12 protein-coding genes and 1 pseudogene are annotated in these 10,234 nt (G+C 64.5%); 2 read left to right on the forward strand and 11 right to left on the reverse strand.

Translation table 11 applies throughout. The annotated features are described in order from the left end of the window. From Q1W26_RS15740 to Q1W26_RS15775, 8 genes are all read right to left on the reverse strand, one after another. Positions 1-296 (reverse strand): response regulator (locus Q1W26_RS15740; RefSeq protein WP_300442198.1); only part of this gene is annotated, 296 nt, incomplete at its 3' end. After that, complete coding sequence (locus Q1W26_RS15745; protein ID WP_300442200.1) at positions 289-2,415, reverse strand: ATP-binding protein; 2,127 nt, start codon at positions 2,413-2,415, stop codon at positions 289-291. The genes Q1W26_RS15740 and Q1W26_RS15745, both read right to left, overlap by 8 nt. Beyond that, positions 2,412-3,002, reverse strand: a complete 591-nt coding sequence (locus Q1W26_RS15750; protein WP_300442202.1) for a DUF4390 domain-containing protein — start codon at positions 3,000-3,002, stop codon at positions 2,412-2,414. Before Q1W26_RS15750 ends, Q1W26_RS15745 begins: the two co-directional genes overlap by 4 nt. Further along, complete coding sequence (gene rsmB / locus Q1W26_RS15755) at positions 2,995-4,314, reverse strand: 16S rRNA (cytosine(967)-C(5))-methyltransferase RsmB (protein ID WP_300442204.1); 1,320 nt, start codon at positions 4,312-4,314, stop codon at positions 2,995-2,997. The genes Q1W26_RS15750 and rsmB overlap by 8 nt, the downstream gene beginning before the upstream one ends. Positions 4,315-4,319: 5 nt before the next feature. Beyond that, on the reverse strand, positions 4,320-5,183 hold the full coding sequence (locus Q1W26_RS15760; protein WP_300442205.1) for a fused MFS/spermidine synthase: 864 nt from the start codon (positions 5,181-5,183) through the stop codon (positions 4,320-4,322). A 139-nt stretch (positions 5,184-5,322) separates the two neighbouring features. Beyond that, entirely contained in the window at positions 5,323-6,162 is an 840-nt protein-coding gene (locus tag Q1W26_RS15765) for a Sir2 family NAD-dependent protein deacetylase (protein WP_300442207.1), read from the reverse strand. Then, a complete protein-coding gene (locus tag Q1W26_RS15770; protein WP_300442208.1) occupies positions 6,159-6,920 on the reverse strand; it encodes a methyltransferase domain-containing protein in 762 nt (253 codons plus the stop codon). The genes Q1W26_RS15765 and Q1W26_RS15770 overlap by 4 nt, the downstream gene beginning before the upstream one ends. A 103-nt stretch (positions 6,921-7,023) precedes the next feature. Beyond that, complete coding sequence (locus Q1W26_RS15775) at positions 7,024-7,230, reverse strand: glycine zipper 2TM domain-containing protein (RefSeq protein WP_326526696.1); 207 nt, start codon at positions 7,228-7,230, stop codon at positions 7,024-7,026. Between the two features lie 231 nt (positions 7,231-7,461). Here Q1W26_RS15775 and Q1W26_RS15780 point away from each other — a divergent pair, with 231 nt between their 5' ends. Both Q1W26_RS15780 and Q1W26_RS15785 read left to right on the forward strand, forming a co-directional pair. After that, on the forward strand, positions 7,462-8,310 hold the full coding sequence (locus tag Q1W26_RS15780) for an HDOD domain-containing protein (RefSeq protein WP_300442210.1): 849 nt from the start codon (positions 7,462-7,464) through the stop codon (positions 8,308-8,310). A 30-nt stretch (positions 8,311-8,340) separates the two neighbouring features. Next, a complete protein-coding gene (locus Q1W26_RS15785) occupies positions 8,341-8,862 on the forward strand; it encodes a PAS domain-containing protein (RefSeq protein ID WP_300442212.1) in 522 nt (173 codons plus the stop codon). A 126-nt stretch (positions 8,863-8,988) separates the two neighbouring features. On the opposite strand, the gene Q1W26_RS15790 is transcribed toward Q1W26_RS15785, so the two are convergent. From Q1W26_RS15790 to Q1W26_RS15800, 3 genes and pseudogenes are all read right to left on the reverse strand, one after another. Continuing rightward, the gene (locus tag Q1W26_RS15790) at positions 8,989-9,195 is read right to left on the reverse strand and encodes a hypothetical protein (protein ID WP_300442213.1); all 207 of its coding nucleotides are present in this window, start codon (positions 9,193-9,195) and stop codon (positions 8,989-8,991) included. A gap of 372 nt (positions 9,196-9,567) precedes the next feature. After that, complete coding sequence (locus tag Q1W26_RS15795; RefSeq protein WP_300442214.1) at positions 9,568-9,771, reverse strand: hypothetical protein; 204 nt, start codon at positions 9,769-9,771, stop codon at positions 9,568-9,570. Positions 9,772-9,861: 90 nt separating this feature from the next. After that, a pseudogene (locus tag Q1W26_RS15800) lies at positions 9,862-10,234 on the reverse strand (hypothetical protein); the annotation flags it as partial.

Below are 10,234 nucleotides of genomic sequence, written 5' to 3' on the forward strand. Positions count from 1 at the left end.
TCCATCGCGCCGATGCGGGTGGCCTCGACGGCGGTGTCGATGGTGCCGTGGCCGGACATCATCACCACCGGCATGGTGAGCTGGCCGTTGGCCGACCATTCCTTGAGCAGGCTGACACCGTCGGTGTCGGGCATCCAGATGTCGAGCAGCACGAGGTCGGGCCGGGCCGCATTGCGGGCGGCGCGGGCAGCAGCGGCATTCTCGGCGAGGATGATGTCGTGACCCTCGTCGCGCAGGATTTCAGACAGAAGTTCGCGGATACCGATTTCGTCGTCAACGATGAGAATTTTAGCCATGGGCTCGGGACTCTGGGTGGGGAGCGCTGCGCAGGCGGATACGGATTTCCGCTCCGCCGGTTTCACGGTTGGCGAGACGGATCTCGCCATCGTGTTCGTCGATTATTTTTTTTACGATGGCCAGGCCGAGGCCGGTGCCGCGCGCCTTGGTCGTTACGTAGGGCTCGAAGGCGCGGTTCAGTATTTCGGGCGGAAAGCCCGGCCCGTTGTCGCGCAGGATCAAGTCTACCCGGCGGGCATCGGTGCGGGTCAACAGCCAGATTTCCGGTGCATCCACATCCACCAGCGCATCTTCCGCGTTCTGCAGCAGGTTGTGGATGACCTGGCGGATCTGGGTGGCGTCACCGAGCACGGCGGGCGTTTCGGCGGCGAGTTCGGCATGGATCATGACCCGCGAACCTTCATAGAGCACCAGCACTTCGCGAACCAGCCCGTTGAGATCGAGCGGCGTCATCACGGGACTGGGCAGGCGGGCGTAGTCGCGAAAGGCATTGACGAGGTTTTTCATCGCCTCCACCTGATTCACGATCGTGGTGGTGGAGCGCTCGAGCATGGCCCGGCCTTCGGGGTCGAGGCGGTCGGCCAGCTTGAACATCAGGCGCTCGGCAGAGAGCTGGATGGGGGTGAGCGGGTTCTTGATCTCGTGGGCGAGGCGCCGCGCCACTTCGGCCCAGGCGGCGGTGCGCTGGGCGGCAATCAGATGGGTGATGTCATCGAACACCACCACCCAGCCGCCGCCGCTGCTGTCGGGCAGGCGGGCACCATGCAGGAGCAGTGTCTGGGCACTGCCGTCCGGGTTGGAGAATTCGATCTGCCGGTTCCAGTCGGCCTCGGGGGCCTGGAAGCCTTCCAGCACCGCATCGCGGAAGGCCGCATGGGCCTGCCAGTCTTCAAGGCGGGTGCGCTCGTAGTCGTGCAGCTCGTCGTTGAGGATGGTCATGGCGCCGTGGTTGGCGGCGCGCAGGTGGCCATCCGGCGAGAAGGCGAGCACCCCGGCGGAGAGGTTGGCGAGCACGCTTTCAAGGTAGGCGCGGTTACGCTCGACGGCGGCGCGGTTGTTGTCGGCCTGGGCGCGGGCGTCTTCCAGCTGGCGGGTCATCTGGTTGAAGGACTGCGTCAGCACACCGAGTTCGTCCCGGGCGGGCAGGGCCTGGCGGGGGCTGAAGTCGCCGGCGGCAACGGCCTGGGTGCCTTCGGCAAGGATGAACAGCGGGGCGGCCAGGCGCCGGGTCAGCACGAAGGCCACGGCCACCGCGGCAAACAGAGCCAGCAGCAGGGTGAGCGTGAGGGTGAGGGTGTAGATGCGCTTGAGGCCGTCGCGGGCGAGGGAGAGCTCCTGGTAGTCCCGGTGCACGGTTTCGACGCTCTCGGCGTGCATCGCGAAGGAGCGCGGCACTTCCTGGGTGATCTGCAGCAGCAGGGGCTCGCCGAAGCGCCGGGACGGAATCGGGACGATCACGCGTAGGACCAGCCCGTCGGCGGCATGGCCTTCGGCGGCGCGGTAGCCGCGGGCCTGGCGGGCCTGGCGCAGCTGGGCCGAGCTGGGCTGCTCGGGCATCAGCGTGTCGAGCTGGGTGTCGGCGGTGGCGATGATCTGGCCGGAAGGCGAGAACACGGTGGCGGATTCGACGGTCGCCTGTTCGCGCAGGCGGTTGAGCTGCGGCGAGCGGAGCTGGGGCGTCACCTCGAGCTCGAGCGCCATCTGGTCGGCCTTGGCGGCGAGCTGGTCGAGAAGGATGTCGAGGGTGGTGCGGCCCAGCTGCAGGCCGCTTTCGAGGGCCGCATCCACGCGCACGTTGAACCAGGAGTCGATGCTTTTGACCGCGAACTGGAGCGACACGGCATACACCAGCACGCCCGGCACCACCGCCATGGCGGCAAAAATGGCCATCAGGCGCAGCTTGAGGCGCGAGCCGAAGCGCCGTTGCCGGTATTCCAGCCACAGGCTGCGCAGCTGCACGAAAACCAGGCTGGCCAGGCCCAGCGTGATCACACCGTTGAGCACCAGCAGCAAGGTGTAGTTGCGGGCGAACAGCGAGGTGTTGGCGCTGGCGGTGGCGAGCAGGAACAGCAGGATGCCGACGATGGCGGCAACGACGACGAGGACGGTGGATCTCATCTGGATTCGCGGGCGGCGGCGACGAAAGTCCACCGGTACCAGTCGCTGGAGAGGTTCCAGTCCTTGCGGCCGAAGGCGCTCACCTGCAGCGGCTTGGGCAGCTCGCCCACGTCGAGCCGGAAGCGCAGCGCGGCGTTGTAGCTGCGCCCGACGCGCAGGGCGTTGCGTTCGGCCACGCCCCAGTTGCGGATGCGCAGCATGGTGCGCAGGGCTTCGTCGAGGCTGCCGAAGTTCTGGTGCAGCGCGCCGGTGGTGAGGCGGAACTGGCGCGTCAGCGATTGGTAGGAGAGCCGGTAAGTAAGGGTTCGGGTCGAGATTTCCTCGTCGAGCCAGTACCAGCGCGAGGCGGAAAGTTCGAACTCGGTGACGAAGTAGAGCGCAACCCCGCGGCTGACCACGTCGGCCAGCAGCGGGGTGAGTTCGGCAACGATATCGGCGCTGAGAACGTACTGCTCGTCGCCCTGGGTCAGGGCGACGTTGCGAATCTCCGCCTCTGCCGCCTGCGCCGGGCCGGCCTCGAGGCCGATCCGGGCAACCAGGCCGAGAGCCAGCGCACGCCGCAGGAAGCGACGCCGATGGTCAGGCAACTTTCTCGAGCAGGGCGTAGAAGAATCCATCATGTTCGGGGCAGGGGAGATGCTGACAGTCGAGTTGTCCGCCGATGGGGATGCGGCGGCAATCGGGATGGCGGGCGGCGAAGGCAGCAACCTGGTCGCCATTTTCTTCGGCGAATACCGAGCATGTGGCATAGAGCATTTTGCCACCCGGCGCGAGGACTCGCCACAGGGCTTCGAGAATGTCGGCCTGTTGCGCGGCGAAGCGGGCGATGTCGTCAGAACGGCGCAGCCACTTGATGTCCGGGTTGCGGCGCACCACACCGGAGGCGGAGCAGGGCACGTCGGCCAGGATACGGTCGAAGGGGCGACCGTTCCACCAGCGGTCCAGGTCGCGGCAATCGGCGGTGTAAACCTTGGCGCCGAGGCCCAGACGATCCAGGTTTTCGATAACCCGGCGGGCGCGGCCGGCGTCGGAATCGAGGGCGGTGAGGATCACATCGGCGGTTTCGAGGATGTGCGCGGTCTTGCCACCGGGCGCTGCGCAGGCGTCGAGCACACGCAGGCCGTCATCGAGATCGAGGTAGTCGGCAGCGTACTGGGCGCCGGCATCCTGCACGCTGACGCAGCCTTCGGCAAAGCCCGGCACGCGGCTGACCGGCACCGGGCGATCGAGCAGCAGGGCGCCGTTGGGCAGTTCGCGCACAGCCAGCCCGGCCTCGGCAAAGCTTTCCAGGGTTTCGCTCAGCGTGGCCCGCAGGGGGTTGATGCGCAGGGCCATCGGCGGGTGCATGTTGCCGGCCGCCAGGATCGCGCGCCAGTCTTGCGGGTACTGGCTTTTGAGGCGACGGATCCACCAGGGCGGATGGCGGTGCTCGGCCACCATGTCGGCGTCGGCGGCCTTGGCGAGCTCGTCGTGCTGGCGCAGCGCGTTGCGCAGCACGCCGTTCACGACGCCCTTGAAGTTGCCGCCAAGCACCGTGGCCGCCGCGCTGACCGCTTGGTCGACGGTGGTGTGGGCCGCCTCCGGACGGCTGCCGAGACGGTACAGGGCAACCCGCAGCAGGGATCGGGCGGGCTCCTGGAGGGGCTTGGCGAGCAGCTTGCCGAGGATGAAATCCTGCCGGCCAAAGTCACGCAGGGTGCTGTAGGCAAGGTCGAGAATGGCTCCGCGCACGCCCGGCGGAGTGGCGGGGCGGGCATCCCACAGCGCGGCGAGGGCGTCGGTCAGGGTTCGGCCGGTGCCGACTTCGGCGACGAGTTCAGCCGCGGCAAGGAGGGCATAGCCGAGACTGTCTTCGGGCAGGCTGGGCGACTGGGTGGAGCGGTGAGGACTGTTTTGCATTGGTTTCAGGCGAGGAGATCGCGCACGTAGTTGGGCAGGACGCTGCTTGCAAGGTGCAGGGCTGGATTGTAGTAGCGCAGGGCTTCAATACCACGCACGGCAAGACGGACGGCTAGGCAGGCTTCGTCGGGCATGGGCAGGTCTGCGAGGCTGGCGTGAGCCAGCAGCCACGGACCACCGTAAAGGGGAACATTGATCAGGCTGGAGCCTACGGCCGGAAAGAGGCTTCGCAAGCGAAGCTGGAGTGCCCGTACTTTATCAGGCTGGTAGAAGGGCGAGCCAAGTTGTGTGTGGATCAGCCCGTTCGGCGTCAGGCTGGCGGCACACAGGCGCAGAAAAACATCGCCGTGCAGGTGGGCGCATGCAGGGTCATCGGGCTCGGTCAGATCGAACAGGATCAGGTCGAAGCGCTCGCCCCGGGCGTGGAGCGTGCGCAGGGTTTCGGCCGCGTCGCCTATGTGCAAGGCCACGCGGGGGTTGTCGAAAGCACCGGAGGGCAGGGCCGGGATTTCTGCCGACACAACGCGCACCACGTCGGGGTCGAGTTCCGCCACAACGATGCGGGTGAGGCTGGGATGCTTGAGCAGCTCGCGGGCACTGGCGCCGTCGCCGCCACCGAGAATCAGCGCCGAGACCGGAGCGGGGTGGGCCAAGGCGACGATGTGGGCGAGGCTTTCGTGGATGATGAACTCGTCGGCCTCGGCCGCCATCGCATGACCGTCGAGGTGGTACAGGCGGCCGAAGCCGCGCGTGGTTTCGACGCTGATGCGCTGCCATGGGCTGACATATTCACGAGCGGCGTTGCTGCACTCGATCCGGAGGCCGATGTCCTTGGCCAGCGGTGCGAGGAAATAGTCTGTTTGTTTCACGTGGAACACTCCACTCGGCGAGGAATGTGGCGGCACAAAAGCACGAGATCCGCCAGATTGGCAGCAGACATTGTCAGCCCGGACCAACACCGACGTGTGCAAAGAATCCAGCAATAATGTTTCACGTGGAACAACCGGATCAGGCCCTGAAAAACCCCGCATCCGTCAGTGCGGAGTGAATTCCGGTGAGTGCTTCCAGCCCGCCACAGGGCAGACTGACTCCGCGAACAGGGCTCTCAGGCTCGGTCGGGTTGATGCGAATCAGCGGCTCGCCAAAGCTTTCGCTGAACCAGCGCACCGTTGGCACATGGCTGCCGGCACCGATCTCGACAAGCACCGGCCTGGCCACGCCGCGCAGCCAGACATCCAGGCGCCGGCGCTGGGCGTCAGTGCGCTGACCAAGCCAGCCCCAGTCTCCAAACATCAGCACATTGGGGCGCAGCAGATCATTGCAGCAGGAGCAGCGGGGCAGGGGCGAGCGCAGCAGGCAGGCGGCCTCGTCCACATCGGGCTGAAAGCCGTCGGCCGGAACAATCGCTCCGCCGCAGCCGGCCATGCACTGCAGGTGATGAATGGAGCCGTGCACTTCACACAAGCCCGCATCTGAAAAACCGGCCCGCTGAAACTGCCCATCCACGTTGGACGTGAACACGAAACTGCCCTGCGCCAAACGCCGGGCGATGGCCTGCAGGATGCCGAAGCCGGCGTGGGGCACGGTACGGCGATAGAGATTCAGGCGATGGCCGTAGAAGCCCCAGGCGCGCGCCGGCGACGCCCGGAAGGCGTCCGGACTGGCGATCTCCTCGAAAGCGATACGGGCCTCGGCCAGCGCCGGGTAAGCCCGCCAAAAACCGGCATTGCCGCGAAAATCCGGCAGCCCGGAATCCACACCCATACCGGCACCCGCTGCGATGATCAGCCCGTCGGCGGCCGAAATGAGTCGGGCGGCTTCGGCAAACAGGGAGGCGTGGGGGCTCATCGCTGAGCGAGGATAAAGAAACGGCGAAAGGGAAACAGCGTGATCCCGGCCGGCGAGGACGGATAGGCTTCAAGCAGCCGCGGGCCGAGCATATCGAGAAAAGCCGTCCGGGACGCTGCGTCGAGCAAGGCCAGATAGGGCAGCAAGGTGGTGCCGCGCAACCAGTCGAGCACCGGAGCGGGGCCGTCGAGGGCTTGCCAGTAAGTCGTCTCCCACAGGGACAGGCGGCTCGCGAGGGGGGCGAGGATACGGTGGTAGTCAGCCAGCCCGAGCACCGCACCCATGCGCGCGGCGCCGAGCCTGCCAGCCCAGGCGGGCTCGGCAGCCAGTTCACGGATCAGTCGGTGCGACGGCGCATCGAAGTTGGCGGGCATCTGCACCGCCAGCACGCCACCCGGCGCAAGGCTGTCGAGCAAACGGGGGAAGAGCGCCTCGTGGTCGCCGAGCCAGTGCAACGCGGCATTGGAAAACAGCAGATCGGGCGGGGCGTCCGGCTCCCACTCCTCGACACCGGCCAGTTCAAACCGAAGTGCCGGCAAGGCAGCCCGGGCCCGGGCCAGCATTTCGGGCGAACTGTCGAGCCCGGTGATCTGCGCCTTCGGCCAGCGGGTGGAGAGCAGGCGGGTGACATTGCCGGGGCCACACCCCAGATCCACGATCCGATCCGGCGCGGCCAGCGCAACCTGCCCAAGCAGATCCAGCGCGGGACGAAGGCGCTCGTCGGCAAACTGCAGGTATCGATCCGGCTCCCAACCCATGGCGCACCTCCTGTCAAAGAGGCCCATTGTCACCGAAGCGCTGCCGGGCAACCAAAAGAAAACCCGGCCAAGCCGGGTTTTGCAGTATCGGGCAGCTGGGCGTCTAGCGCTTGATCTGGTTGCCGATGACACCTCCCACCGCCGCGCCGCCGACGGTGCCGACAGCACTCCCGCCGGTCAACACGGAACCCGCCACACCACCAACGGCCGCACCGATTGCGGTGTTCTTCTGCTGCGCGTTCATGTTGGCGCAGCCAGAGAAAGTCGCCATGACCAACCCGGCGGCGAGGCTTCTGGTCAACATATTCATCATGCTCTCCTGTCTTGATCCGGTCTTCCGCCCGACATGGCGAAGACCTATTGTGTGCCCCGAATATAGAAGAGACGCGGTGCGCAGGTTGTAAGGAGTGGTGTGAATTTGTAAATGCCCGCCGGCGCCGGGCCCGGGGAAAACAGGCAGCCTTGATACATGCAAAGGAAGTCTGCCCCCCATGTGCTAACGTTGATAACGCAGTCAGAAGCCATCACGAGGGTTGATCCGATGCTTTCACCGTTTCAGTTACGCTGGGGTATCGATCAATGGGTTGAATTCCTCAAGGACAAGGAAATTCCCGTACTCCCGCGCACCCATGCATTGATGACGGTGCTGGCTGAGCAGGGCAGGGAAGCCAGCGACACGATCTCTGCACGCGAACTGTCCGGCTACGTCTATGCCGATCCCTACCTGGCGCTCAAGCTGCTCCGTCACGCTGAGGGGCGACGTACCCAGCGACTTGGCCAGGAAACCACCACGGCGCTGGGGGCGGTGCTGCAAACCGGGTTCGACGATCTGCTGCAGGTCGTGATCAAGAGCAGCCTCAGCGACGACAGCATGCCGGGCTGCAACAATTGCGAGTTCCTCGCAATGCTGGCTTCGAGCATCGGGCGCGCCTGGGCAATGCAGCGGACCGACGTGTCGCCGGACGAAGTGGCACTGGCGGCATTGCTGTCGGAGAGCGGCGAACTGCTTCTGTGGCACTTCGCCCCGGAGCTGCCCCTGAAGGTCGAGGCAGAGCTGGCATCGGGTCGCGCCTTCCGCCCGCTCGCGGCGCAGCAGCAGGCGATCGGATTCAGCTTCAAGCAACTCACGCTGGCCTTGGTTCAGGCCTGGCAGCTTCCCAACATCATCGCCCTGCTGATCAAGGGCACCGACACCCCCCGCGCCAACATTGCACGACTGGCTGTCGAGACGGCGCGCTACATCCTCGCCAACGAACGCCACCCGTCGCTGCCGGCCGAGATCATCAACCTGAAAACCCTGATCCCCGGCGCCAAGTACGCCAACCTGATCGACCCACTGCCCGTTCCCGATGATTACAAGGCAGAGATACTCCGGGCCGTGGCGGCGTAGCGGTCACACGTTTTTCCACAAGGACACCCATTGAAATCCCGCACCATCACACCAACAGACCAGGAACGCATTCTTCCGGCCGATCGCTACATCCTGTCGACCTCCGATCTGAGCGGTCGCATCACTTCGGTGAACGATCTGTTCATCGAGTTTTCCGGCCACCCCGAAAACGACCTGCTCGCAGCCCAGCACAACATCGTTCGACATCCGGACATGCCGCGTGCGGTGTTTTCGATCATGTGGGATGCCATCAAGGATGGAGATGAGTTCTCCGGCTACGTCAAGAACCTCTCCAGGGACGGGGGCTTCTACTGGGTGTACGCGCATATCCTGCCCATCACCGATGCCGAAGGAGAGCTTACCGGCTACCGATCGGTGCGCCGCCATGCAAGCAGAACCGCCATCGCGAAGGTCGCCCCCTTGTATGCCGAGATGCTCGCCGCCGAAAAAACGGCCGGCCCCAGGGACGCGATAGGCGCAGGGCTTGGGGTGCTGCGATGCCACCTCGCGGCGGACGGCATGGGCTACGAACAATTCGTCGCCCACCTGTAAGCGCGGTCGCCTCTGAAGGAAAGCTTTTCGGGGCGGCACCACGAACACCTCAAGCCCACTTGCGCAAATGAAAACCCCGGCGCGCAGCCGGGGCATTTTCGGTGTCGAAGCGAAGCGCCTCAGGACTCACGCCGTCGTGTTGATCACCTGCCCGACGGTCTGACCGTTGAGATTGACCGTTGGCGCAGGACTCGGCTGAACCGTGCTGACGCCAGCATCCTTGTCACCATCCTTATCCGGGCCGGCCTTCCTGACTTCAGCCGCTTCAGGCTGGCGTTGAACCGCCTGGGCATAGGTGGCACTTGAAGCACCACCGACAGAACCGACGCTCATAAGATTCTCTCCTTTCGTTTCCGGGCTGGGGGTACACAAAGCTTTACGGCCGGACACGAATGAAATATTAGAAAATTTTCGTATTTATTTCGTCTGGATCTGCAGGGGGCAGCTTCAGCCCCTGCTCGATGCCTTGAAGGCCGAACGCCTCGCCTGCCCGGTACGGCACCCGGACGAGACACACGTGGCGATGCTTGATCCGGGGCCGGCAAGCATGCCTAGGCCTTAGCCAAAGCTGACAGTTGCGCTGAGCGACTTGAATCACCGGTGTTGCGCGTATTTTTACGCTGTCCAGACCGGCCGTTCAATTAACACTCTTGGCGGCAGCAAGGGGCTGCATCTATTCACAGAGTGCAAAGACCTCGACCTCACTTATTCACTCTCGTTGCGCCCCCGTATCCAATCATGATCGGGGACGGTCAGCGCTCCGACAAAACCACCTGCTTTTCGTGCGAGCGCTTGTTCATGCTGCGAGATTGCGAGCGCAAGCATCTGGATGGCCGATCTGGCAACGCGTAGTGCGCGCAGTAACTCCAGCCCGAACGGCTTCAGGCAATGATGTTCAACGTCTGGCATTTGTCTACCGCATGGATTTTCAATGCTGGACCTGCATTCGGGCCTTGCGCAACTTTCCAATAGCATTGCCGTGCTTCGGTGCGTTGTTTCTTAATGTGTTCTTGATGCTGAGGCGGATTGCCCTATTGCAGCGACAAGCTCGCGAAACAACGCGAGACCTTCTTCAATCGCATCCTGATTGTGGATCAGCACACCACCGCCAACCAGAATTGCCGCACGCAGGCTAATGAGATTGAAACGATCAGGTATATCAAGATCGATCTTTCCCGACTGCTTTACCGCATCAACGGGGTTGTTATCCAGCAAAGCACCGAGATGAATAGAGCGCGCGTAAAACCTGTTGGGCATCTCAGTCCTCGTGTGGCTTTTGCGTGCCGCCGTCGCTGGCATGAGGCCGGATTTCGGCCATGGACTAAACCGCTCTCGCGGTAGCCCTCCGATTCCGTGCAGTGGTCGCTGACAG

Origin of the sequence: Zoogloea sp. (assembly GCF_030157465.1) — a bacterium.
Classification (GTDB): Bacteria; Pseudomonadota; Gammaproteobacteria; order Burkholderiales; family Rhodocyclaceae; genus Zoogloea.

What these genes read in the sequence shown, in the direction of transcription:
- Q1W26_RS15745 (WP_300442200.1), bottom strand. Translation starts at nt 2,415, where the DNA reads ATGAGATCCACCGTCCTCGTCGTCGTTGCCGCCATCGTCGGCATCCTG.
- rsmB (WP_300442204.1), bottom strand. Translation starts at nt 4,314, where the DNA reads ATGCAAAACAGTCCTCACCGCTCCACCCAGTCGCCCAGCCTGCCCGAA.
- Q1W26_RS15765 (WP_300442207.1), bottom strand. Translation starts at nt 6,162, where the DNA reads ATGAGCCCCCACGCCTCCCTGTTTGCCGAAGCCGCCCGACTCATTTCG.
- Q1W26_RS15770 (WP_300442208.1), bottom strand. Translation starts at nt 6,920, where the DNA reads ATGGGTTGGGAGCCGGATCGATACCTGCAGTTTGCCGACGAGCGCCTT.
- Q1W26_RS15775 (WP_326526696.1), bottom strand. Translation starts at nt 7,230, where the DNA reads ATGAATATGTTGACCAGAAGCCTCGCCGCCGGGTTGGTCATGGCGACT.
- Q1W26_RS15780 (WP_300442210.1), top strand. Translation starts at nt 7,462, where the DNA reads ATGCTTTCACCGTTTCAGTTACGCTGGGGTATCGATCAATGGGTTGAA.
- Q1W26_RS15790 (WP_300442213.1), bottom strand. Translation starts at nt 9,195, where the DNA reads ATGAGCGTCGGTTCTGTCGGTGGTGCTTCAAGTGCCACCTATGCCCAG.
- Q1W26_RS15795 (WP_300442214.1), bottom strand. Translation starts at nt 9,771, where the DNA reads ATGCCAGACGTTGAACATCATTGCCTGAAGCCGTTCGGGCTGGAGTTA.